The sequence below is a fragment of the Pseudomonas sp. SDO5271_S396 genome (assembly GCF_054071795.1).
In genome coordinates, this window is record NZ_JBSVWB010000020.1 from 1 (window position 1) to 22,405 (window position 22,405).

General features: G+C 62.0%; 20 protein-coding genes. 12 read left to right on the top strand and 8 right to left on the bottom strand.

Annotated elements, in window-relative coordinates:
• Nucleotides 1-64 precede the first annotated feature (64 nt).
• The 4 genes from ACW9IN_RS15355 to ACW9IN_RS15370 form a co-directional block, all read right to left on the bottom strand.
• Nucleotides 65-1,039: a serine/threonine protein kinase gene (locus tag ACW9IN_RS15355; RefSeq protein WP_457366690.1), complete on the bottom strand. Its 975-nt coding sequence runs from the start codon at nucleotides 1,037-1,039 to the stop codon at nucleotides 65-67.
• Between the two features lie 158 nt (nucleotides 1,040-1,197).
• A complete protein-coding gene (locus tag ACW9IN_RS15360) occupies nucleotides 1,198-3,096 on the bottom strand; it encodes a PhoX family protein (protein ID WP_457366691.1) in 1,899 nt (632 codons plus the stop codon).
• An 80-nt stretch (nucleotides 3,097-3,176) separates the two neighbouring features.
• Nucleotides 3,177-3,941, bottom strand: a complete 765-nt coding sequence (locus ACW9IN_RS15365; RefSeq protein ID WP_457366692.1) for a TOBE domain-containing protein — start codon at nucleotides 3,939-3,941, stop codon at nucleotides 3,177-3,179.
• A gap of 57 nt (nucleotides 3,942-3,998) precedes the next feature.
• Nucleotides 3,999-4,736, bottom strand: a complete 738-nt coding sequence (locus tag ACW9IN_RS15370) for a ComF family protein (protein ID WP_457366693.1) — start codon at nucleotides 4,734-4,736, stop codon at nucleotides 3,999-4,001.
• Between the two features lie 92 nt (nucleotides 4,737-4,828).
• Here ACW9IN_RS15370 and bioB point away from each other — a divergent pair, with 92 nt between their 5' ends.
• From bioB to ACW9IN_RS15420, 10 genes are all read left to right on the top strand, one after another.
• Nucleotides 4,829-5,884 (top strand): biotin synthase BioB, encoded by a 1,056-nt coding sequence (bioB, locus tag ACW9IN_RS15375; protein ID WP_457366694.1) that lies wholly within the window; start codon nucleotides 4,829-4,831, stop codon nucleotides 5,882-5,884.
• A gap of 170 nt (nucleotides 5,885-6,054) precedes the next feature.
• Nucleotides 6,055-7,236, top strand: a complete 1,182-nt coding sequence (gene bioF / locus ACW9IN_RS15380) for an 8-amino-7-oxononanoate synthase (protein WP_457366695.1) — start codon at nucleotides 6,055-6,057, stop codon at nucleotides 7,234-7,236.
• The gene (locus ACW9IN_RS15385) at nucleotides 7,229-7,960 is read left to right on the top strand and encodes an alpha/beta fold hydrolase (RefSeq protein ID WP_457366696.1); all 732 of its coding nucleotides are present in this window, start codon (nucleotides 7,229-7,231) and stop codon (nucleotides 7,958-7,960) included. The genes bioF and ACW9IN_RS15385 overlap by 8 nt, the downstream gene beginning before the upstream one ends.
• Complete coding sequence (bioC, locus tag ACW9IN_RS15390) at nucleotides 7,953-8,765, top strand: malonyl-ACP O-methyltransferase BioC (RefSeq protein WP_457366697.1); 813 nt, start codon at nucleotides 7,953-7,955, stop codon at nucleotides 8,763-8,765. The genes ACW9IN_RS15385 and bioC overlap by 8 nt, the downstream gene beginning before the upstream one ends.
• Nucleotides 8,762-9,442 (top strand): dethiobiotin synthase, encoded by a 681-nt coding sequence (bioD, locus tag ACW9IN_RS15395; protein ID WP_457366698.1) that lies wholly within the window; start codon nucleotides 8,762-8,764, stop codon nucleotides 9,440-9,442. The genes bioC and bioD overlap by 4 nt, the downstream gene beginning before the upstream one ends.
• A gap of 120 nt (nucleotides 9,443-9,562) precedes the next feature.
• Nucleotides 9,563-9,844 (top strand): pyrroloquinoline quinone biosynthesis protein PqqE, encoded by a 282-nt coding sequence (locus tag ACW9IN_RS15400; protein ID WP_457366699.1) that lies wholly within the window; start codon nucleotides 9,563-9,565, stop codon nucleotides 9,842-9,844.
• Nucleotides 9,845-10,159: 315 nt separating this feature from the next.
• Nucleotides 10,160-11,965: a phenylacyl-CoA dehydrogenase gene (locus tag ACW9IN_RS15405; RefSeq protein ID WP_457366700.1), complete on the top strand. Its 1,806-nt coding sequence runs from the start codon at nucleotides 10,160-10,162 to the stop codon at nucleotides 11,963-11,965.
• 271 nt (nucleotides 11,966-12,236) lie between these two features.
• Entirely contained in the window at nucleotides 12,237-13,529 is a 1,293-nt protein-coding gene (locus ACW9IN_RS15410; RefSeq protein ID WP_457366701.1) for a diguanylate cyclase, read from the top strand.
• Between the two features lie 90 nt (nucleotides 13,530-13,619).
• Nucleotides 13,620-15,392: an acyl-CoA dehydrogenase C-terminal domain-containing protein gene (locus ACW9IN_RS15415; protein ID WP_457366702.1), complete on the top strand. Its 1,773-nt coding sequence runs from the start codon at nucleotides 13,620-13,622 to the stop codon at nucleotides 15,390-15,392.
• 119 nt (nucleotides 15,393-15,511) lie between these two features.
• Nucleotides 15,512-17,290 carry an acyl-CoA dehydrogenase C-terminal domain-containing protein gene (locus tag ACW9IN_RS15420; RefSeq protein ID WP_457366703.1) on the top strand — a complete coding sequence of 593 codons (1,779 nt, stop codon included), beginning with the start codon at nucleotides 15,512-15,514 and terminating at the stop codon, nucleotides 17,288-17,290.
• Between the two features lie 238 nt (nucleotides 17,291-17,528).
• On the opposite strand, the gene ACW9IN_RS15425 is transcribed toward ACW9IN_RS15420, so the two are convergent.
• A complete protein-coding gene (locus tag ACW9IN_RS15425; protein ID WP_457366704.1) occupies nucleotides 17,529-18,428 on the bottom strand; it encodes a LysR family transcriptional regulator in 900 nt (299 codons plus the stop codon).
• A 209-nt stretch (nucleotides 18,429-18,637) separates the two neighbouring features.
• Between ACW9IN_RS15425 and ACW9IN_RS15430 the strand changes: the two genes are divergently transcribed.
• Both ACW9IN_RS15430 and ACW9IN_RS15435 read left to right on the top strand, forming a co-directional pair.
• Nucleotides 18,638-19,906, top strand: coding sequence for an aspartate aminotransferase family protein (locus ACW9IN_RS15430; protein WP_457366705.1), 1,269 nt, complete (start codon nucleotides 18,638-18,640; stop codon nucleotides 19,904-19,906).
• A gap of 183 nt (nucleotides 19,907-20,089) precedes the next feature.
• The gene (locus ACW9IN_RS15435; protein ID WP_003228885.1) at nucleotides 20,090-20,248 is read left to right on the top strand and encodes a YqaE/Pmp3 family membrane protein; all 159 of its coding nucleotides are present in this window, start codon (nucleotides 20,090-20,092) and stop codon (nucleotides 20,246-20,248) included.
• 5 nt (nucleotides 20,249-20,253) lie between these two features.
• Here the strand turns inward: ACW9IN_RS15435 and pqqE are convergent, their stop codons facing one another.
• Genes pqqE through pqqC form a run of 3 tightly spaced genes read right to left on the bottom strand, consistent with a single transcriptional unit; the run spans nucleotide 20,254 to nucleotide 22,401 of the window.
• Nucleotides 20,254-21,384 (bottom strand): pyrroloquinoline quinone biosynthesis protein PqqE, encoded by a 1,131-nt coding sequence (gene pqqE, locus ACW9IN_RS15440; protein ID WP_457366706.1) that lies wholly within the window; start codon nucleotides 21,382-21,384, stop codon nucleotides 20,254-20,256.
• A complete protein-coding gene (gene pqqD / locus ACW9IN_RS15445) occupies nucleotides 21,377-21,652 on the bottom strand; it encodes a pyrroloquinoline quinone biosynthesis peptide chaperone PqqD (RefSeq protein WP_457366707.1) in 276 nt (91 codons plus the stop codon). Before pqqD ends, pqqE begins: the two co-directional genes overlap by 8 nt.
• Entirely contained in the window at nucleotides 21,649-22,401 is a 753-nt protein-coding gene (pqqC, locus tag ACW9IN_RS15450; protein WP_457366708.1) for a pyrroloquinoline-quinone synthase PqqC, read from the bottom strand. The genes pqqD and pqqC overlap by 4 nt, the downstream gene beginning before the upstream one ends.
• Between the last annotated feature and the right edge of the window lie 4 nt (nucleotides 22,402-22,405).

A 22,405-nucleotide genomic window follows, 5' to 3' on the forward strand; every position in this document is an offset into this window, starting at 1 on the left:
TCGGTACTCCTGCAAAACCGAGGCGTCTGCATCGCGGGCAAGCCCGGCTCCCACAGAGAAGCAGTCAGAAGAGTTTCAGGGGTTCTTCGTTGAGGGCGGCCAATTGCTCGCGCAATGCCAGCACCTGATCGCCCCAATACCGCTCGCTGCCAAACCACGGGAAGCTGCGGGGGAACGCCGGGTCGTCCCAGCGCCGTGCCAGCCAGGCGCTGTAATGCATCAGGCGCAAGGCACGCAGGGGTTCGATCAGCGCCAGTTCACGCGGATCGAAGTCATGAAATTCTTGGTAGCCGTCCATCAATTCCGACAACTGCCCCAGACATTCCTGACGGTCGCCAGCGAGCATCATCCACAGGTCCTGCACCGCCGGGCCCATGCGGCAGTCGTCCAGGTCGACGATATGGAACATCTCGTCGCGGCACATCATGTTGCCGGGGTGGCAATCACCGTGCATGCGAATGTTCTGGTGCGGCGTGGTGTCGTAAACCTCTTGCACCCGCTTGAGCAGGTCGCGGGCGACAGACTCGTAGGCCGGCAGCAGGCTCCTGGGAATGAAGTTGCTTTCCAACAGGGTGGTGAGGGAGTCCTGTCCGAAGTTTTTCACGCCCAGGGCTTCGCGGTGTTCGAACGGGCGTGTGGAGCCCACCGCGTGCAGACGGCCAAGCAGTTGGCCAAGGCGGTAGAGCTGGTCAAGGTTGCCCGGTTCCGGCGCGCGGCCCCCTCGGCGGGGAAACAGGGTGAAGCGAAAACCCGCGTGTTCGAACAGGCTCTCGCCGTGGTGAATCAGCGGCGCGACCACCGGCACATCGCATTCGGCCAGTTCAAAGGTAAAGCGGTGTTCTTCAAGAATCGCCTCGTTGCTCCAGCGCTGGGGGCGGTAGAACTTGGCGATCAATGGCTCGGCGCCTTCGATGCCCACTTGATACACGCGGTTTTCGTAGCTGTTGAGCGCCAGTACGCGCGCATCGCTGAGAAAACCGATGCTTTCGACCGCATCGAGGACCAGATCGGGGGTGAGTGTTTCAAACGGGTGGGCCATGCGAACTCCTGCGCGCAGCAGGGCGCCGCGTCCGGCCGGGTATGGTAACAGTGATAGGTGGTGACTGTGCGGACGCCTTCGCGGGCAAGCCCGCTCCCACATGTTGAGTTGTGAATGCGGTCGAGTGTGGGAGCTGGCTTGCCTGCGATGAGGTCCTATCAGGCGCCGACGATGCCACCATCATCCCGACGAATCGCCATCACCGAGGAACGCGGCTTGCCATTCGGCAGGTGCTCCGGCCAGGTCGAGCCGCCGGTTTCCCCCGGGTGCTGGATGCCCACGAACAGCGTCTTCTGATCCGGCGAAAAGCTGATGCCCGTCACCTCACACGCCACCGGTCCTACCATGAAACGACGGATTTCGCCGGTGCCCGGATCGGCGCAAAGCATCTGGTTGTTGCCCATCCCCGCGAAATCCCCCGCGTTGCTGTAGTCGCCGTCGGTGAGAATCCACAAGCGTCCAGCCTTGTCGAAACCCAGGCCGTCGGGGCTGTTGAACATGTTCTGCGGGTTGATATTCGACGAACCGCCCTTCGGTTGACCGGCATGTACAGTCGGGTTGCCCGCTACCACGAACAGGTCCCAGGTGAAGGTGGAGGCGCCGTGGTTATCGGCGTCGGCCTTCCAGCGCAGGATCTGCCCGTAGACATTTTTCTCGCGTGGGTTGGGGCCGCCAACCGGCTGGCCGTCTTCGCCGCGCTTGGCGTTGTTGGTGAGGGTGCAATAGACCTGACCGTCGGTAGGGCTGACCACGATCCATTCCGGGCGGTCCATGCGCGTGGCTTTCACCACACTGGCGGCCAGGCGCGCATGGATCAGCACTTCGGCCTGGCTGGCGAAACCGCTGCTGGCATCGATGCCGTTTTTGCCATGGGTCAACTCGACCCACTGGCCTTGGCCCCGAGGGTGGTCGGCGTTGCCATCGCCCGCGTCGAAGATCGCCACATACAAGGTGCCATGGTCGAGCAGGTCTTTGTTGGCCTTGGGGTTCTTGTGGTTGATCTTGTCGCGGCTGACGAACTTGTAGATGAATTCGCCGCGCTCGTCGTCGCCCATGTACACCACGGCGCGGCCATCGCGGGTTTCGGCCAGGGCGGCGTTTTCGTGCTTGAAGCGGCCCAGGGCGGTGCGCTTGACCGGCGTGGATTTCGGGTCGAACGGGTCGATCTCCACTACCCAGCCATGGCGGTTGAGTTCGTTGGGGTTCTTGGCGATGTCGAAGCGCGGGTCGTGGGGGTGCCAGTTGATGTCTTTGCTGGCTGCCACCACACCGTAGCGTTTTTGCCCGGCATCAAAAGTCTGCTGTGGGTTGCTGCTGCCGAAGCAGTCGGTGAAGTTCTCTTCACACGTCAGATAAGTGCCCCATGGCGTCTTGCCGTTGGCGCAGTTCTGGAAGGTGCCGAGGACGTTCTTGCCACTCTTGTCGGCGGCGGTTTTCAACCAGGCGTGGCCGGCGGCGGGACCGCTGAGGCGGATCGGCGAGTTGCCGTGGATACGGCGGTTGTAGCGCGAATCCTGGACGAACTGCCACGTGTCGCCCTGGCGGCGCACTTCGATCACCGACACGCCTTCGCTGGCTTGGGCCTTGTGCACGTCTTCGGCCGATTGCGGTGCGCCGCCATGGGCGTAGAGGTAGCGGTAGTTGGTGTATTCGTTGTTGATGGCCATCAGCGCGCGGTTGTCATCGCCGGGGAAGGCGAACAGGCTCATGCCGTCGTTGTTGTCACCGAACTGCTCTTCCTGGGCTTTGGCAGTGCCGTTGCCGGACGGGTCAAAGGCTGGTGCGTGCTTGCTCAGTGGCTGGCCCCAACTGATCAGCACCGAGGCGCTGTAGCCGGGCGGCAGGGTGATGGCGTCCGAGGTGGCCGCGGCGATGCTGGCAAAACCCAGCAGCGGGCTGGTGGTGGTGGCGTTCACGGCCAGGGCGCTGCGGGTCAGCAAGTTGCCGCCCAGGAACATCGCGGCGCCGCACAGGGCCCCGGCGCCGATGAAGCGACGGCGGGTGAGGCCGACCATCTGTTCCAGGTCGGTGGCTTGGTTTTCTTCTAATAGGCTCATTTCAGGCTCCCTGCGGTTTTTGCAGACACCTTAAGGAGCGCGCGTGACGAAATTGTTGCAGTCAGGTTGCAGGCGCGGCGCTACACCGGCGTGCCCAGCAAGACATGGCTGGGGGCGAATTGCACCTGGATCGGTTGGCCCTCGACGGCGCCCAGTGACTCAAGCACGGCAGGCTGCGCTTGGGCGCATAAAACCAGGCCGTTGGGCAGGCGAATACGCACCTCGCTCGGGCCATCATCGGCATGGAGCAGGGTGTCGATGACACCGCTCATGCAATTGTGTCCAGGTGTTGCAGGTTGCCCGGCAGCGAGCAGCTCCAGCCAGCCGGCCTTGATCAGGGCGACCACTTCCACCCCGGCTTGCAGTTCAAGGTGTTGGGTGCTGTCGTGGGTGATTTGCGCTTCCAGGGTCAAGCCGCCGGCCAGTTGCAGGCGGATCAGGTCATTGCGGCCGTGGCTTTCGATCGCGATGACCTGGCCGTGCAACTGGTTGCGCGCGCTGGTGCGCAGCATCAGGCGGCCCAGCAGGTTGAAGTCGCTGGCATCAGTGTCCGAGCCCAATACTTCGGCCTGCAGCACTTGCAGGCGTTGGTAGAGGCGCAGCACCCGCTCACCTTCCTCCGTCAACCGGGCGCCGCCGCCGCCCTTGCCGCCGACACTGCGTTCCACCAGCGGTTTCTGCGCGAGGTTGTTCAGTTCGTCGATGGCGTCCCAGGCGGCCTTGTAGCTCAAGCCGGCACTTTTTGCGGCACGGGTGATCGAGCCCTGCTCGGCGATGTGCGCCAGCAAGGCAATGCGCTGGGGGCGACGGATGATGTGTTGGCTGAGGTCGGCGGGCAGGGACATGGCAGTACGCTTGGATGAGATGAAGGGACGGTGCAGCCCGAGCGCTCCGGAGTCAAGTCAGCTGCCCGGTTTGGGCGTGCGCGCCAGGCAGTACACGTCGACCTGCCGCGCTCCGGCGTTGATCAATAGCCGCGCCAGGCTGTGGGCGGTGGCGCCGGTGGTCAGCACGTCGTCCACCAGCGCCAGATGACGGCCTACCATCCGGGCATCGGCGGCCAGGGCAAAGGCCCCGAGCAGGTTGCGCTGGCGGGTCTTGGCATCGAGGGCTTGTTGCGCCACGGTTTCATGGGGGCGTAACAACAACTGTTCATCGTGGGCGATGCCGAGGTCCTGGCTGAGCCATCGCGTCAGCATCAGCGCCTGGTTATAGCCGCGTCGGCGCAGGCGTTTACGTGCCATGGGCACCGGCAGAAGGCAGTCGGGGCGGGTGAGTTCGGCGTTGTCGAAACGGTGCTCCAGGTGCTGCCCCAGCAACTCCGAGAGCATTCGCCCCAGCGGCCAGCGTGCCTGGTGCTTGAAGCGGCTGATCAGGGTGTCGACGGGAAAGCTGTAGGTCCAGGGCGCGATGACTTGAGTGAACGCAGGCGGTTGTCGCTGGCATTGGCCGCAGACCAGGCCATCCATTGGAAGGGGCAGGGCGCACACTGTGCAGTGTTCCATCAGCCAGGGCAGTTCGGCTTCGCAGGCGTTGCACATGCAGTGGGGGGAATCGGTAGATTCATCGCAGATTAAACAGGTTTGTTTGTTTTTTAGCCAGATGTAAACCTTGTGTTTGTTGTCAGGTTGACAGTGCATGAATCTTCCTTAAATATGCCGAGCATCCGTGTCGCGCTTGTGGGTATTGCCCTTCCCGCAGCGTTTGCCCAAGCATAATCAAGGAATCGCCCATGAGCGCCAGCACCACCGCCACCTTGCGTCACGATTGGTCCCTCGCCGAGGTCAAAGCGCTGTTCGTCCAGCCGTTCAACGACCTGCTGTTTCAGGCGCAGACCGTGCACCGCGCGCATTTCGACGCCAACCGCGTGCAAGTGTCGACGCTGCTCTCGATCAAGACCGGTGCCTGCCCGGAAGATTGCAAATATTGTCCGCAGTCGGGCCACTACAACACGGGCCTGGAAAAAGAGAAGTTGATGGAAGTGCAGAAGGTCCTCGAAGAGGCTGCCCGCGCCAAAGCCATTGGATCGACCCGCTTCTGCATGGGCGCCGCGTGGAAGCACCCGTCGGCCAAAGACATGCCGTACGTGCTGCAAATGGTCAAAGGCGTGAAAGCCATGGGCCTGGAAACCTGCATGACCCTCGGCCGTCTCGACCAGGACCAGACCGAAGCCCTGGCCCAGGCTGGCCTGGACTATTACAACCACAACCTGGACACCTCGCCGGAGTTCTACGGCAGCATCATTACCACCCGCACCTACAGCGAACGCCTGCAAACCCTGGCTTACGTACGTGATTCCGGGATGAAGATCTGCTCTGGCGGCATCCTCGGCATGGGCGAGTCTCTCGACGATCGCGCCAACCTGCTGATCCAACTGGCCAACCTGCCGGAGCATCCGGAATCGGTGCCGATCAACATGCTGGTGAAAGTGGCCGGTACGCCGCTGGAAAATGCCGACGATGTGGACCCGTTCGACTTCATCCGCATGCTGGCGGTGGCGCGTATTCTGATGCCGCAGTCCCATGTGCGCCTGTCGGCCGGTCGCGAAGCCATGAACGAGCAGATGCAGGCCCTGGCCTTCCTCGCCGGTGCCAACTCGATTTTCTATGGCGAAAAACTGCTGACCACCGCCAACCCGCAAGCTGACAAGGACATGCAGCTGTTCTCGCGCCTGGGGATTTTGCCGGAGGCCCGTGAAGAACACGCCGACGAGGTGCATCAGGCCGCCATCGAGCAGGCGTTGGTGGAGCAGAAGAGCAGCGAGCAGTTCTATAACGCCGTTGTGTAACTGAAATACCATTCCCTGTAGGAGCTGGCTTGTGTGGGAGCTGGCTTGCCTGCGATAGCATCACCACGGTGTAACTGATACACCGAGGTGCTTGCATCGCGGGCAAGCCCAGCTCCCACAAAAGTCAGCTCCCACATTGGATCGAGTTCACCTGATCTCCCGAGGCCTGCATGTCTTTCGATCTCGCCGCGCGCCTCGCTGCCCGCCGTGCCGAACACCTTTATCGACAACGCCCGCTACTGGACAGCCCCCAAGGCCCGGAGGTGGTGGTGGACGGCCAGCCGTTGCTGGCGTTCTGCAACAACGATTACCTGGGCCTGGCCAATCACCCGCAGGTGATCGAAGCCTGGCGCGCCGGCGCGTCCCGTTGGGGCGTGGGCGGCGGCGCGTCGCACCTGGTGGTCGGCCATGCCACGCCGCACCATGAGCTGGAAGAGGCCCTGGCCGACCTGACGGGCCGACCGCGTGCGTTGCTGTTCACCACCGGCTACATGGCCAACCTCGGCGCCGTCACGGCACTGGTGGGACAGGGCGATACGGTGCTGCAAGACCGACTGAACCACGCCTCGCTGTTGGATGCGGGCCTGCTGTCCGGCGCGCGTTTCAGCCGCTACCTGCATAACGATGCCGAGAGCCTGACCAAGCGCCTGGAGAAAGCCACCGGCAATACGCTGGTGGTCACCGATGGCGTGTTCAGCATGGACGGCGACTTGGCCGACTTGCCGGCATTGGCCCGTGAGACGCGGGCCAAAGGCGCCTGGCTGATGGTGGATGACGCCCACGGTTTCGGCCCGTTGGGCGCCAACGGTGGTGGGATCGTCGAACATTTTGGCTTGAGCCAGGAAGACGTGCCGGTATTGGTGGGTACTCTTGGCAAGGCGTTCGGTACCGCCGGGGCGTTTGTGGCGGGCAGTGAAGAACTGGTCGAAAGTCTGATCCAGTTCGCTCGCCCTTACATCTACACCACCAGCCAACCGCCGGCACTGGCCTGCGCCACCCTCAAAAGTCTGGAGTTGTTGCGCACCGAACATTGGCGCCGTGAACACCTCAACGGGCTGATCCGCCAGTTCCGCCAGGGCGCCGAGCAGATCGGCCTGGCCTTGATGGACAGTTTTACGCCGATCCAGCCGATCCTGGTGGGTGACAGCGCCAAGGCTGTGCGCCTGTCGCAGATGCTGCGCGAGCGCGGCCTGATGGTGACGGCCATTCGCCCCCCCACTGTGCCGGCGGGCAGTGCGCGCCTGCGGGTGACATTGACGGCGGCCCACAGCGCGGCACAGGTGCAGCTATTGTTAGACGCATTGGAACCGTGTTTCCGCGTGTTAAGCCGTTCGGAGCCCGACCATGCGTGATCGATTGATATTGCTGCCCGGTTGGGGCCTCGGCGTTTCGCCGCTGGAGCCTTTGGCCGCGGCCTTGCAGGGGCTCGACGAGCACCTTCAGGTGCAGATCGAACCCTTGCCTGCGCTGGCTTCCAGCGACCTGGAGGAATGGCTCGACGAACTCGACGCCACGCTGCCGGACAATGCCTGGCTGGGGGGGTGGTCCCTCGGCGGCATGCTCGCTTCCGAGTTGGCGGCCCGTCGCGGCGAGCGTTGTTGCGGCCTGCTGACCCTGGCGAGCAACCCGTGTTTTGTCGCCCATGAGGGCTGGCCGAATGCGATGCCTGCCGAGACGTTCGACGCATTCCTCGCCGGTTGCCATGCCGACTCCCAGGTCACGCTCAAGCGCTTCGGCCTGTTGTGCGCCAAGGGCACCGAGGACCCGCGTGGCTTGTCGCGATTGCTGGTCAGCGGCGCGCCGAATGCGCCTGCCAGTGAGTTGATGCCAGGCCTTGAACTGCTCGCTCAACTGGACACCCGCGAAGCTTTGCAGGTGTATCGCGGCCCGCAGTTTCACCTGTTTGCCGGTCTGGATGAACTGGTGCCCGCCGCAGCGGCCGGCGCGCTGTTGAACCTGCTGCCCGATGTGGAAATCGGCCTGATTGAACGGGCCGGTCACGCGTTTCTTCTGGAAGACCCCCACGGAGTGGCGGGGGCGATCCAGGCTTTTTTGCATGAGTGCGTTGATGACTGATCTCACCCATCCTCCACTGCCCGGCGGCCTGCCGGACAAACGCCAGGTGGCGGCATCGTTTTCCCGCGCGGCGGCCAGTTATGACAGCGTCGCCGAGTTGCAGCGTGCGGTGGGGGCGCAGTTGCTGGCGCGTGTGCCGCCCGCCACCCTGCCGCAACGCTGGCTGGATATGGGCTGTGGCACGGGGTATTTCAGTCGCGTGCTGGGCGAGCGTTGGCCTGCCAGCCAAGGCGTCGCGCTGGATATCGCCGAAGGCATGCTCAACCATGCGCGACCGCTGGGCGGCGCGCAGCACTTTATTGCAGGCGACGCGGAACGCCTGCCGCTTCAGGCACGCAGCGTGGATTTGATTTTTTCCAGTCTGGCGGTGCAGTGGTGCGCCCATTTTGACGCGGTGCTCAGTGAAGCGTTTCGCGTGCTGCAACCAGGCGGGGTGATGGCCTTCGCCAGCCTGTGCGTGGGCACTCTGGGAGAGCTGCGCGACAGCTGGCGTGCGGTGGACGGGTTGGTTCACGTCAACCGCTTTCGCACCTTCGAGGCCTATCGGCAACTGTGCGCGGCCAGCGGACTGCGAGTGGTAAACCTGGAGCGTCAGCCCCATGTGCTGCATTACCCGGACGTGCGCAGCCTGACCCATGAATTGAAGGCATTGGGTGCTCACAACCTCAACCCGGGTCGCCCGGGAGGGTTGACGGGGCGCGCGCGGATTGCTGCACTGGTGCAGGCTTATGAGCGGTTCCGCCAGGCCGAGGGCCTGCCGGCGACCTATCAAGTGGTGTACGCCGTACTGGAGAAACCTCAATGAGCGCCGCTTACTTCGTGACGGGCACCGATACCGATGTCGGTAAAACCACCATCGCCGCCGGCCTGCTGCATGCGGCTCGCCTGGCCGGCAAGAGCACGGCGGCGGGCAAGCCGGTGGCCTCGGGTTGCCAGGTGACTGCCAAAGGTCTGCGCAATGCCGATGCCCTGGCGTTGCAGGCCGAGTGTTCGCTGCCGTTGAGTTATGCCGAGGTCAACCCGGTGGCGTTCGAACCGGCTATCGCCCCGCATCTGGCGGCGCGGGAAGCCGGTGTCGCGCTGACGGTGCAATCGTTGCTGAAGCCGATGCAACAGATTCTGGCGCGGCAAGCGGACTTCACGCTGATCGAAGGCGCGGGTGGCTGGCGAGTGCCGTTGGCTGATCAGGCCAACCTGTCGGACCTGGCCATGGCGCTCAAACTGCCGGTGATCCTGGTGGTGGGGGTGCGGCTGGGCTGTATCAGCCATGCCTTGCTTACCGCCGAAGCCATTGCGCGGGACGGTCTGCCGCTGGCGGGCTGGGTGGCCAATATCATCGACCCCAAGACCTCTCGCCTGGAGGAAAACCTTGCCACCCTGGCTGAGCGCTTGCCCGCGCCGTGCCTGGGCCGCGTACCGAAACTCAAGCAGGCCGGGGCCGAAGCGGTAGCGGCTTACTTGCAACTGGATCTGCTGGATTGACGCGATCTGACTGATTTTGGCTATCGCCAAGGCATTATGCCATTAGTGTTTTTGACGGGCGTTTCGTCGCAATCTTTGCTTCAATCAGCGTTCATGATTCTCTCAAGGCAGGCTTACGCCATGGAAATCTCTGGAAGCAGCGCGTTTTATTCGGGCCTGAGCAGCATTCAGGCCGGGCAGAACCGTGTCGACCAGGCTGCGGGCAAGATCGCCAGCGCCGCAACGACCCAGCCTTCGGATGCGCAAAACGACCGTTTGCGCGCTACTGACCGCGCCCAACCGGCGAACTCGGCCAGTGACATGGTCGAAATGGCCGAGGGCAAGTTTCAAGTGGAGCTGGGCGCCAAAGTCGCCAAGGCTTCGGATGAAATGCTCGGTACGTTGATCGATACCTACGCTTAACTTTCCCTTCGGGTAGGCCGGCTCTCCTGTGGGAGCTGGCTTGCATGCGATAGCTTCTACCCTATTTTCCTGATACGCCGCGGCGTCTGCATCGCAGGCAAGCCAGCTACCACATTCCCCCTGAACTTCTATCCTCTATGTGGCAACACGCCGCAGACGTTGCCGTGCACGCCTTTAATCCACGCCATGACAAACGGCATCCGGACGACGCTTGACATCCCCAGGTCGTAAACGTATGTTTCAAACACCTGTTTGACCGCCACAACACTTCCACGCGGTTGTTCATTCCAGATACATCAGCAGAGGTTTATCGCTATGCCTGACTACAAGGCCCCCTTGCGTGATATTCGCTTCGTTCGTGACGAACTGCTCGGCTATGAAGCGCACTATCAGAGCCTGCCGGCTTGCCAGGACGCTACCCCGGACATGGTTGACGCCATCCTTGAAGAAGGCGCCAAGTTTTGCGAGCAAGTGCTGGCCCCGTTGAACCGCGTGGGTGACATCGAAGGGTGCACCTGGAGTGAGTCAGGCGTTAAGACCCCTACTGGTTTCAAAGAAGCCTACAAACAATTCGTCGAAGGCGGCTGGCCAAGCCTGGCCCACGACGTGGAGCACGGCGGCCAGGGCCTGCCGGAGTCCCTGGGCCTGGCGGTGAGTGAAATGGTCGGCGCCGCGAACTGGTCGTGGGGCATGTACCCGGGCCTGTCCCACGGTGCGATGAACACTATTTCCGAGCACGGCACCCCCGAGCAGCAGTCGGCCTACCTGACCAAGCTGGTGTCGGGCGAGTGGACCGGTACCATGTGCCTGACCGAACCGCACTGCGGCACCGACCTGGGCATGCTGCGCACCAAGGCTGAACCTCAGGCTGATGGTTCTTACAAGGTTTCCGGCACCAAGATCTTCATCTCGGCCGGTGAGCACGACATGGCCGACAACATCGTCCATATCGTACTGGCCCGCCTGCCGGACGCACCGGCCGGCACCAAAGGCATTTCGCTGTTCATCGTGCCGAAGTTCCTGCCGAACGCCGACGGGTCGATTGGCGCGCGCAACGCCGTGAGCTGTGGCTCGCTGGAACACAAGATGGGCATCCACGGCAACGCCACCTGCGTGATGAACTTCGACGCGGCCACCGGTTTCCTGATCGGCCCGGCGAACAAAGGCCTGAACTGCATGTTCACCTTTATGAACACCGCGCGTCTGGGTACTGCACTGCAAGGTTTGTCCCACGCCGAAATCGGCTTCCAGGGCGGCCTGAAATATGCCCGCGACCGCCTGCAAATGCGCTCGCTGACCGGCCCCAAAGCACCGGACAAGGCCGCTGACCCGATCATCGTGCATCCTGATGTGCGCCGTATGCTGCTGACCATGAAAGCCTTCGCCGAAGGCAACCGTGCAATGGTGTACTTCACTGCCAAGCAAGTGGACATCGTCAAATACGGCACCGACGACGAAGCCAAGAAGCAAGCCGATGGCCTGCTGGCCTTCATGACCCCGATCGCCAAGGCGTTCATGACTGAAGTCGGTTTTGAGTCTGCCAACCACGGCGTGCAGATCTACGGCGGTCACGGCTTCATCGCCGAGTGGGGCATGGAACAGAACGTTCGCGACAGCCGCATCTCCATGCTGTACGAAGGCACCACCGGCATCCAGGCGCTGGACCTGTTGGGCCGTAAAGTGCTGATGACCCAAGGCGAAGCGCTCAAGGGCTTCACCAAGATCGTGCACAAGTTCTGCCAGGCCAACGAAGGCAATGAAGCGGTCAAGGAATTCATCGCACCGCTGGCGGCACTGAACAAAGAGTGGGGCGAGTTGACCATGAAGGTCGGCATGGCCGCGATGAAGGACCGCGAAGAAGTCGGTGCCGCCTCGGTGGATTACCTGATGTACTCCGGTTACGCGTGCCTGGCTTACTTCTGGGCCGACATGGCGCGCCTGGCCGCCGAGAAGCTGGCTGCCGGCACCACTGAAGAGGCGTTCTACACGGCCAAGCTGCAGACCGCGCGCTTCTACTTCCAGCGTATCCTGCCGCGTACCCGTACCCACGTGGCCACTATGCTGTCGGGCGCCAACAACCTGATGGAGATGAAAGAAGAAGACTTCGGCCTGGCTTACTAAGCCTTACCGGGTTCGCTTCAATAGCCGCCGCTCCTTCACGGGAGCGGCGGCTTTTTTGTATTCGGGACGCGCGTTCGTTCCGTCTGCCCGCGTCATTGTTGACGATCTTCGCGAGCAAGCCCCGCTCCTGCAAAAAACCGCAGCGCAGCACTCAGGGATTGCGACCGGCTGCCGTTAAAGTGATGGCAATGTGATACATGTCACGCAGGTTGTGCTTAACTGTCTGTGTGAAGGCAATGTGCCATCTTTTTTGCGGGTCGGAGTTTTACCCTTGTCACGCGTGTCCGCTTTACGTTTCAGTCATTTCCTTCCTTCGTTGCTGCTCTTGCTGGCCGGGCTCTCGGCTGCTTACGTCAAGGATCTCAACGTCTTCTTCACCTCGCTGTTCAACGTATTGCCGACTCTGGTGCTCCTGCTGGGCGGATCGTATTGCGCGGTGTATCGCCGCCAGCGCGAACTGTTCTTGATGATCACGGTGTATATCGCCTATTTCCTGCTCGACACCCAGACAGACTTCTACCGCGACCACGGTCGCGTGCGCGAAGACGCTGCGGTGGTGTTTCACCTGTGCTGCCTGCTGTTGCCGCTGCTGTTCAGCATCTATGCGCTGTGGCAGGAAAAGACTCACCTGTTCCGTGACTTTGTGGCCCGTGGTGCGGTTTTGTTGGCGGTGGGCAGTGTGGCGCTGGCGCTCGAGCAAAGTTATCCCCAGGCGGTGCTGAACTGGTTGGCGGAAATCCGTTGGCCGGCGTTGCACGGTAGCTGGATGAGCTTGATCCAGTTGTCGTACCCGATGTTCCTGATTGGCTTCCTTACCCTCGCGGCGCAGTACTGGTACCAGCCCCGCCCGCTGCATGCGGCGCAACTGGTGGGGTTGCTGGGCATGTTCTGGATGTTGCCGCAAACCTTCATCCTGCCGTTCACCCTGAACATCATGTGCAGCCAAGTGATGTTGATGATTGCCGCCGGCGTGGCCCATGAGGCGTATCAAATGGCGTTCCGCGACGAATTGACCGGTTTGCCGGGGCGTCGCGCGCTCAATGAGCGCATGCAGCGGCTGGGGCGCAACTACGTGTTGGCCATGACTGACGTCGATCATTTCAAGCGCTTCAACGACACCCATGGTCACGATGTGGGGGACCAGGTGCTGCGCCTGGTCGCGAGCAAACTGTCCAAGGTCAACGGCGGTGGGCGTGCCTATCGCTATGGCGGTGAAGAGTTCGCGGTGGTGTTCGCCGGCAAGAGCCTGGAGGAATGCTTGCCGCACCTGGAGGAAATCCGCGAGATCATCGCCGACTACGACATCAAGCTGCGCAACCAGGACAGCCGCCCCCAGGACGATCAGCAGGGTCGTCAGCGCAGGGCAGGCAGTGGCGCGTCGAGTGTGTCGGTGACCATCAGCATCGGTGTGGCCGAACGCCAGGCCGAGCAGCGTACGCCCGAAGAAGTGCTTAAGTCAGCCGACCAGGCGTTGTATGCCGCCAAGGGCGCCGGGCGTAACTGTGTGGTCGCTTCCGGGCAGACCCGGCGGGGCGCGGTACGCATGGAAGGCGCTGCCGGTTGAGTGATGGCGGTGTATTCAGCGACTCGACAGTGATTGTTCGGCGGGGTGGCCGGCATTAGGTTGAAACCATCTGCTGCCGGAGACATTGCCATGCCTGAGTACAAAGCTCCCCTGCGCGATATGCGCTTTCTGATCGACCACGTGTTTGATTTCCATGGCCACTACGCTGCGCTGGGGGCGACAGACGCCAGCCCGGACATGGTCAATGCGATTCTCGAAGAAGGTGCGAAATTCTGTGAGAACGTGCTCGCGCCGCTCAACCGCAGCGGCGATGAAGAGGGCTGCCATTTCGACAACGGCGTGGTGACCACGCCCAAGGGCTTCAAGGAAGCCTTTGCCCAATACGTGGAAGGCGGCTGGCACGGCGTGGCTGCGGACCCTGCCTACGGCGGCCAAGGCTTGCCGCAATCGCTGGGCCTGGTGCTGAGTGAGATGATCGGTTCGAGCAACACGTCGTGGGGCATGTACCCGGGCCTCACCCACGGTGCGATGTCGGCCATTCATGCCCACGGCACCGCCGAGCAGAAAGAGACCTTCCTGAGCAAACTCACCGCCGGCGAGTGGACCGGCACCATGTGCCTCACCGAGGCCCATTGCGGTACGGACCTGGGGCTGATCAAGACCCGTGCCGTGCCCCAGGCGGATGGCAGTTACGCGATTACCGGCAGCAAGATCTTCATCTCGGCCGGCGAGCATGACATGAGCGCCAACATCATCCACCTGGTATTGGCCAAGTTGCCGGATGCGCCGGCGGGCACCAAGGGTATTTCGCTGTTTATCGTGCCCAAGTTCCATGCCGATTCCGGCGCGCGCAACGCGGTGCACTGCGGCTCCATCGAGCACAAGATGGGCATCAAGGCGTCGGCGACGTGTGTACTGAACTTCGACGGCGCCAAGGGCTTTTTGATCGGCGAGGCGAACAAGGGCCTCAACTGCATGTTCACCATGATGAACCATGCGCGCCTGGGCACCGGCATGCAGGGGTTGTGCAATGGCGAGGCGAGCTTCCAGGGCGCGATCCAGTACGCCAATGATCGCTTGCAGATGCGCTCATTGACGGGCGCCAAGGCCCCGGAAAAGGCCGCCGACCCGATCATCGTGCACGCCGATGTCCGCCGCATGCTGCTGACCATGAAGGCGTTCAACGAAGGCAACCGCGCACTCACCTACTTCACCGCGCAATTGCTCGACACGGCGCACCTGAGCAGCGACGCCAACCAGCGGCAGGAGGCCGAAGACCTGCTGGCGCTTCTCACGCCCATCTGCAAGGCGTTCATGACCGAGACCGGGCTGGAGGTGACCAACCACGGCATGCAGGTGTTCGGCGGCCATGGTTACATTCGTGAGTGGGGCATGGAGCAACTGGCGCGCGATGCGCGGATCGCGCCGATCTACGAAGGCACCAATGGCATCCAGGCGCTCGACCTGCTGGGGCGCAAGGTGTTGGGCAGCCAGGGCAAGTTGCTGCGCGGGTTCACGAAGATCGTGCATAAGTTCTGCGCAGCGAACGACGAGCATCCGCAGTTCAAGGGGGCTGTGGCACAACTCAATCAGTTGAATCAGGAATGGGGCACGTTGACCACCCAGGTCGGTATGGCCGCGATGAAAAACCCGGATGAAGTGGGCGCGGCGGCAGTGGATTACTTGATGTACAGCGGTTACATCATCCTCGCCTACCTGTGGTTGCGCATGGCCATGGCGGCGCAGGCGCAAGGCGATGCCGAGTTTGCCCAGGCCAAGCTTGCCACCTGCGACTTCTACTTCAAGCGCCTGTTGCCGCGTACCGCGACCCATCGGGCGGCTGTGGAGGCAGGCAGCGACTGTCTGATGAGTCTGCCTGCGGAGGCTTTTGCGCTTCGGTGACTTAAAAATACCGATCAGTCACAAAGGGACCCTATGTGTCTGAAAAGTTGTTCGGGTACACTCGGAGCCTGTAAAACCGATCCTATCGAACCACTTTTCATGTTCTCACGAGGTTTGCCATGGCTGATTACAAAGCGCCGCTGCGGGATATGCGCTTCGTCCTCAATGAAGTCTTTGAGGTCGCCACTACTTGGGCCCGGTTGCCGGCATTGGCAGACACCGTCGATGCCGAAACCGTTGAGGCAATCCTCGAAGAAGCCGGCAAAGTCACTGCCAAGTCCATCGCCCCGCTCAGCCGTAGTGGCGATGAGCAAGGTTGCCGCTGGGACAACACGGCGGTGTTTACCCCGGAGGGTTTCCCACAGGCCTACAAAACCTACGCCGAAGGCGGCTGGGTGGGTGTAGGCGGTGACCCGCTCTTTGGCGGCATGGGCATGCCCAAGGCGGTATCGGCCCAGGTCGAAGAGATGATCAACTCGTCGAGCCTGGCGTTCGGCCTGTATCCGATGCTGACCTCGGGTGCCTGTGTGTCGATCAACACCCACGCCAGTGAAGCGCTCAAGGCCACTTACCTGCCGAATATGTACTCGGGCGCGTGGTCTGGCTCCATGTGTCTGACCGAAGCCCATGCCGGTACCGACCTGGGCATCATTCGCACCAAGGCCGAGCCGCAGGCGGACGGATCCTACACGATCAGCGGAACCAAGATCTTTATCACCGGCGGTGAACACGACCTTACCGAAAACATCATCCACCTGGTGCTGGCCAAGTTGCCCGATGCGCCGGCCGGTCCCAAGGGGATTTCGCTGTTTCTGGTGCCCAAGTTCATGGTGAACGCTGACGGCAGCCTCGGCGCGCGCAATACCGTGAGCTGTGGTTCCATCGAGCACAAGATGGGGATCCAGGCGTCTGCCACCTGTGTGATGAACTTCGACGCCGCGGTGGGCTTCCTGGTAGGCGAGCCCAACCGTGGACTGGCGGCGATGTTCACCATGATGAACTATGAGCGCCTGGGGGTGGGTATCCAGGGGTTGGCGTCTGGTGAGCGTTCCTATCAGAACGCCATCGAGTATGCGCGTGACCGGCTGCAGAGCCGTTCGCCGACCGGTGCCAAGTCCCGGGACAAGATGGCTGATCCGATCATCGTCCACCCGGACGTACGCCGCATGCTGCTGACCATGAAGGCGGCGAACGAGGGCGGTCGTGCGTTCTCCACTTACGTGGCCACGCAACTGGACATCGCCAAGTTCAGCGACGATGCCGCTGCCCGTGAACGTGCAGATAGCCTGGTGGCGTTGTTGACCCCGGTGGCCAAAGCGTTTCTGAGCGACCTGGGCCTGGAAACCACCGTGCTGGGCCAGCAGGTGTTTGGCGGCCACGGCTACATCCGCGAGTGGGGCCAGGAGCAACTGGTGCGCGACGTGCGCATCACCCAGATCTACGAAGGCACCAACGGCATTCAGGCTCTGGATTTGATGGGGCGCAAGATCGTTGGCAGCAATGGCGCGTTCTATAAGCTGTTCGCCGACGAAATTCGCCAGTTCATCGCTTCTGCCGGGACCGAACTGGCCGAATTCACCAAGCCACTGAGCGCCGCGCTGGACAATCTGGACGAGTTGACGGCGTGGGTGCTGGACCGCGCGAAAACCAATCCCAATGAGATCGGTGCCGCTTCGGTGGAGTACCTGCACGCGTTCGGGTACATGGCCTACGCCTACATGTGGGCAAGGATGGCCAAGGCCGCGCTGGGCAAAGAGGCCGAGGACGACTTCTACGCCAGCAAACTGGGGACGGCGCGCTTCTACTTTGCCCGCTTGCTGCCGCGTATTCATTCGCTGAGCGCGTCGGTCAAGGCGGGCAGCGAATCGCTGTTTTTACTGGATGAAGCGCAGTTCTGAGGACGGGGAGAGCGTGTAAGCATTCTCTTACATGACGTGCTGCTAATCGTCCTCTATCGCCAGATTGGATCCACGGATAATCTACTTGCCATGGACGTCGCGCAGGAAGCGCAAAGCAAAAACACGGACACGTAGGATTCTGCCAGGGTGGCGGAGTGAAATGGATGTCAGGGAAACAGTCTGCAAAGCCCCGCTTCGGCGGGGTTTTCTTTTGTCCGCGAAAAAGTCAGGCCGCCGTTCAAGTCTGTGCCTGCGGGGCATTCATCACGTCCTCCAGCAAGGTGCGCAGCAATGCCACCGTCGCTTGCTGGCGCTGCACATCGCGACACACCAGGCCGACTTTCAGCGGCACTCGCGGTTCGCTCAACGGCTTCCAGAGCAGCGACTGGCTGTTGTGTTCGTCTTGGGAGCGCCCGGGCAACACGGTCGCCAGTTGGGTATGGGGCAGGCTGTCGAGAATCCCCACCATGGTATTCAGTTCGGCCTGTACTTGCGGGCGACGCCCGAGGTTGGACAACTGCCCCTGCCAGATTTGCCGGATCTGGAATTCTTCCCCGAGCAACAGCATCGGCAACTCGGCCGCCTGTTTCAGCGAGACCTTCTTGAATTCACGCAAGGGATGATCCTCGGGGATCACCACCTTCAGCTCATCTTCATACAACAGCACACCGTGCAGCCCTGGCTGGCGCGGTGGCAGATAGCTGATGCCGATATCCAGCGAGCCATTGAGCAAGCGCCGCTCAATCTCAAGACCGGTCAGTTCGTAGATCTGCACAACAAGATGCGGCTGCGCCTTGCGCACGCGTTCCAGCATCTGCGGCACCAGGCTGGTGTGCACGGTTTGCAGCACGCCGATGGCCAGGGTGCGCATCGCCTGGCCCTTGAAGTTTCGCAAGGCTTCGACGGCTTGCTGCATGCCGTCGATCAACGGCAATGCGTGGTTGTACAGCGTGTGTGCGGCCAGTGTGGGCAAAAGGCGCTTGCTGCTGCGCTCGAACAGGCTGACATCCAGATTCTGTTCCAGTTGGCGAATCTGTTGCGACAGGGCCGGCTGTGAGATTGACAGGCGCTCGGCGGCTCGACCGACGTGGCCTTCTTCATACACCGCGACGAAATAACGCAGTTGCTTGAAATCCATAAGACTTACTTATCGAAAAAGCTGGAAAATCGAAATGGCCGCAGCCCCCCGAGACGCCTAGTCTAGCGCCTATCCACAAGGCTTACAGGGCCAGATCGGGCAATGAACAGCGTTTATGTTGGTAGCGTTTACATAGGCAAGTCAAAAAATCCAAAGACGGCGTATAGGGGGAGCATCGACCAAGGTCCGGTTGCCATCGAGTGTGACCTGTGAACCTGTTCAACCTTCGTCGTCCCGCGCCGAGCCTGGATGACCTGATGCTCGACCCCGTGCGTGACAACCCGTCCGCTGAGCGTCTGATGCCGACTGCGGTGCGGCCCCCGCAGGTGTTCACACGCGGCCAGGGCTCGTGGCTGTGGGACAGCGACGAGCGCGCCTACCTCGACTTCAGCCAGGGCAACGCGGCCAACAGCCTGGGCCACAGCCCCCAGGTGCTGATCAAGGCCATGGCCGATCAGAGCCAGATGCTGATTCACCCCGGTCATGGCCTGCACACGCCTGCGCAACTCAACCTTGTCGAGCGTCTGTGTCACCGCACCGGCAGCGACCAGGCCTACTTGCTCAACAGCGGCTCGGAAGCGTGCGAGGCGGCCATCAAGCTGGCGCGTAAATGGGGGCAACTGCATCGCGGCGGTGCCTATCGCATCATCAGTGCGAGCCATGCGTGCCATGGCCGCAGTTTCGCCGCGATGGCGGCCTCGGCGGGCGCAGGTGTGAACCGCTTCGAACCGTCATTGCCGGGCTTCAGCCACGTGCCTTTCAACGATCTGCCGGCTTTGCACGCAGCGGTGGATGCGCAGACGGTCGCCATCCTGCTTGAACCCATTCAGGGCGAGGCCGGCGTGATTCCGGCGACTGAGCATTACCTCAAGGGGGTCGAGCGGCTGTGCCGCGAACTGGGCATTCTGCTGATCCTCGATGAAGTGCAGACGGGCATGGGTCGCTGCGGGAGCTTGCTCGCCGAACAAGCCTACGGCGTCCGCGCGGATATCATCACCCTCGGTAAAGGCCTGGGCGGCGGCATCCCCCTGTCGGCGTTACTGGCGCGGGGTAAAGCCTGTTGCTTCGAGCCCGGCGAGCTCGACGGTACGCACCACGGTAATGCACTGCTGGCGTCGGCCGGGCTCGCTGTGCTCGATACCGTGTTGGCGCACGGTTTTCTCGAACAGGTTCGCGCGTCGGGCCTTTACCTGGGCGAAGGACTGGCCCGCCTGGCGTATCGCTATGAGCATGGCCAACTGCGCGGGCAAGGTCTGATGTGGGGCCTCACGCTGTCGGATGATTCCGCAGAGGCGGTCGTAAAAGCGGCGTTGCATGAAGGCCTGATCCTGAATGCCCCACAACCCGACTGCCTGCGTTTCACTCCTGCCCTGACAGTCAGCAAAAGCAACATCGACGAAATGCTCCTGCGTCTGGCACGGGCTTTCTCCCGTGTGCGCTCCGCGCAACTGCACTGCCGCAAGGGCATCGCCGTCTGATTCCTTGATCCAGAACCGTCTCGCGGCATACGCGGTGCCTCCAGCCTGACTCTTTTGGCTGGGGGCATTTTTTTGCCCCGCACCAGGGCAGTGGCTCTGTGCCAGATCCCACTGAACCCTCACGAACCTCCAGGGTCGATTAGCTACACGGCTCGCACGAGCCGATTTTCAGGAGCTGATCCCATGGATTTCATTCGTATCATCATCGCCATTCTGTTGCCGCCACTGGGTGTATTCCTGCAAGTAGGCTTTGGCGGCGCGTTCTGGCTGAATATTCTGCTGACCCTGTGCGGCTATATCCCGGGCATCGTGCATGCGGTGTACATCATAGCCAAGCGCTGAGGCCGTCAGCCTTTTGCAATGAGCCGTGAGTTGCGCTCATTGCGAAAGGCCAGTTGCGCGATGGTCTGGGTGGCCTGTTCGGCATCTTCCCGTGCTTGAAGGATGATGCCGTGCTGTTCGGACTTGCTGCACACCGGGTCGGCATTGCTGGCGTCGCCCGTGAGCATGAAGGCCTGGCAGCGGCAACCGCCGAAGTCCTTTTCCTTTTCATCGCATGAGCGGCATGGCTCGGGCATCCAGTCGTAGCCACGAAAGCGGTTGAAACCGAACGAGTCGTACCAGATGTGTTGCATGCTGTGGTCGCGCACGTTGGGAAATTGCACCGGCATCTGTCGGGCGCCGTGACAGGGCAAGGCTGTGCCGTCCGGCGTCACTGTCAGAAAGATACTGCCCCAGCCGTTCATGCAGGCTTTCGGGCGCTCTTCGTAATAGTCCGGCGTCACGAAGATGAGTTTGCACGGGTGACCTTCGGCTTCAAGCCGGGCGCGGTATTCGTTGGTGATGCGTTCAGCGCGCACCAGTTGCTCCCGGGTCGGCAACAGTCCCACGCGATTGAGCTGCGCCCAGCCATAGAACTGGCAGGTGGCGAGTTCGACGAAGTCCGCCTCCAGGGCGATGCACAGCTCGATAATGCGGTCGATCTTGTCGATGTTGTGCCGATGAGTGACGAAGTTCAGCACCATCGGGTAGCCGTGGGCCTTCACCGCGCGGGCCATCTCCAGCTTTTGCGCGAACGCTTTTTTGGAACCGGCCAGCAGGTTGTTCACCTGCTCATCACTGGCCTGGAAACTGATCTGGATATGGTCCAGACCGGCCTTCTTGAAGTCGCTGATTTTCTGCTCGGTAAGGCCTATCCCTGAGGTGATCAGGTTGGTGTAAAAACCCAGCTTGCGTGCCTCGCCGATCAACTCGGCGAGGTCCTGGCGCACCAGCGGCTCACCACCGGAAAAACCCAGTTGCGCGGCGCCCATTTCGCGGGCTTCGCGAAATACCTTGAACCACTGCTCGGTGCTCAGCTCCTTGCCTTGCTCGGCGAAATCCAGCGGGTTCGAGCAATACGGGCACTGAAGCGGGCAGCGATAGGTCAGCTCGGCGAGCAGCCACAGCGGCAGGCCGACGGGCGGCTTTTCAGGCAAGGGTGATCCAGTGCTCGGCACGGGCGACCTCCATGAATTGCTCGATGTCATCGCCCAACTCAGGCACACCGGGGAATTGCTGTTCCAGCGCAGCGATGATGGCTGCCACGTCGCGCTCGCCATCGATCAAGCCACCGATCAACGCTGCGCTTTCGTTGAGCTTGATCATGCCCTCCGGGTAGAGCAGCACATGGCCTTTTTGCGCGGGCTCGTATTGGTAGCGATAGCCCTGGCGCCAGGCGGGTTTTTTGCTGCGATCAAAGCTCATAGGGTGATCCCTTTATGCCATACCCGTTGCTCGGTCACGCTGTGATACGGCGGGCGTTTGAGTTCGTAGGCCATGCTCATGGCGTCCAGCATGCTCCACAGGATGTCCAGTTTGAACTGCAGAATTTCCAGCATGCGCTCCTGGCCTTCCCGGGTGGTGTAATGCTGCAGGGTGATCGCCAGGCCGTGTTCCACATCGCGACGTGCCTGGCCCAGGCGGGTGCGGAAGTATTCGTAGCCGGCCGGGTCGATCCAGGGGTAATGCTGCGGCCAGCTGTCGAGGCGCGACTGGTGGATCTGCGGCGCGAACAGTTCGGTCAGTGAACTGCTGGCGGCTTCCTGCCAACTGGCGCGACGGGCGAAGTTGACGTAGGCGTCCACCGCAAACCGCACACCGGGCAGCACCAGTTCCTGGGAGCGCAACTGGTCGGGGTCAAGGCCGACCGCCTGGCCCAGGCGTAGCCAGGCTTCGATGCCACCGTCTTCACCCGGGGCTCCGTCGTGATCAAGCAGGCGCTGGATCCATTCGCGGCGGATTTCACGGTCCGGGCAGTTGGCCAGGATCGCGGCGTCTTTCAGCGGAATATTCACCTGGTAGTAGAAGCGGTTGGCGACCCAGCCCTGAATCTGCTCGCGGCTCGCGCGGCCCTCGTACATCGCCACGTGGTAGGGGTGATGAATATGGTAGAAGGCGCCCTTGGCGCGCAGGGCTGCCTCGAATTCGGCGGTGCTCAATGGCGTGTCAGTCATGTCG

Coding starts and splice junctions, on each gene's coding strand:
- ACW9IN_RS15415 (WP_457366702.1), top strand. CDS start 13,620: ATGCCTGAGTACAAAGCTCCCCTGCGCGATATGCGCTTTCTGATCGAC.
- ACW9IN_RS15400 (WP_457366699.1), top strand. CDS start 9,563: ATGGAAATCTCTGGAAGCAGCGCGTTTTATTCGGGCCTGAGCAGCATT.
- pqqC (WP_457366708.1), bottom strand. CDS start 22,401: ATGACTGACACGCCATTGAGCACCGCCGAATTCGAGGCAGCCCTGCGC.
- ACW9IN_RS15435 (WP_003228885.1), top strand. CDS start 20,090: ATGGATTTCATTCGTATCATCATCGCCATTCTGTTGCCGCCACTGGGT.
- ACW9IN_RS15405 (WP_457366700.1), top strand. CDS start 10,160: ATGCCTGACTACAAGGCCCCCTTGCGTGATATTCGCTTCGTTCGTGAC.
- ACW9IN_RS15425 (WP_457366704.1), bottom strand. CDS start 18,428: ATGGATTTCAAGCAACTGCGTTATTTCGTCGCGGTGTATGAAGAAGGC.
- ACW9IN_RS15365 (WP_457366692.1), bottom strand. CDS start 3,941: ATGTCCCTGCCCGCCGACCTCAGCCAACACATCATCCGTCGCCCCCAG.
- ACW9IN_RS15355 (WP_457366690.1), bottom strand. CDS start 1,039: ATGGCCCACCCGTTTGAAACACTCACCCCCGATCTGGTCCTCGATGCG.
- bioB (WP_457366694.1), top strand. CDS start 4,829: ATGAGCGCCAGCACCACCGCCACCTTGCGTCACGATTGGTCCCTCGCC.
- ACW9IN_RS15370 (WP_457366693.1), bottom strand. CDS start 4,736: ATGCACTGTCAACCTGACAACAAACACAAGGTTTACATCTGGCTAAAA.
- bioC (WP_457366697.1), top strand. CDS start 7,953: ATGACTGATCTCACCCATCCTCCACTGCCCGGCGGCCTGCCGGACAAA.
- pqqD (WP_457366707.1), bottom strand. CDS start 21,652: ATGAGCTTTGATCGCAGCAAAAAACCCGCCTGGCGCCAGGGCTATCGC.
- bioF (WP_457366695.1), top strand. CDS start 6,055: ATGTCTTTCGATCTCGCCGCGCGCCTCGCTGCCCGCCGTGCCGAACAC.
- ACW9IN_RS15360 (WP_457366691.1), bottom strand. CDS start 3,096: ATGAGCCTATTAGAAGAAAACCAAGCCACCGACCTGGAACAGATGGTC.
- ACW9IN_RS15385 (WP_457366696.1), top strand. CDS start 7,229: ATGCGTGATCGATTGATATTGCTGCCCGGTTGGGGCCTCGGCGTTTCG.
- bioD (WP_457366698.1), top strand. CDS start 8,762: ATGAGCGCCGCTTACTTCGTGACGGGCACCGATACCGATGTCGGTAAA.
- ACW9IN_RS15420 (WP_457366703.1), top strand. CDS start 15,512: ATGGCTGATTACAAAGCGCCGCTGCGGGATATGCGCTTCGTCCTCAAT.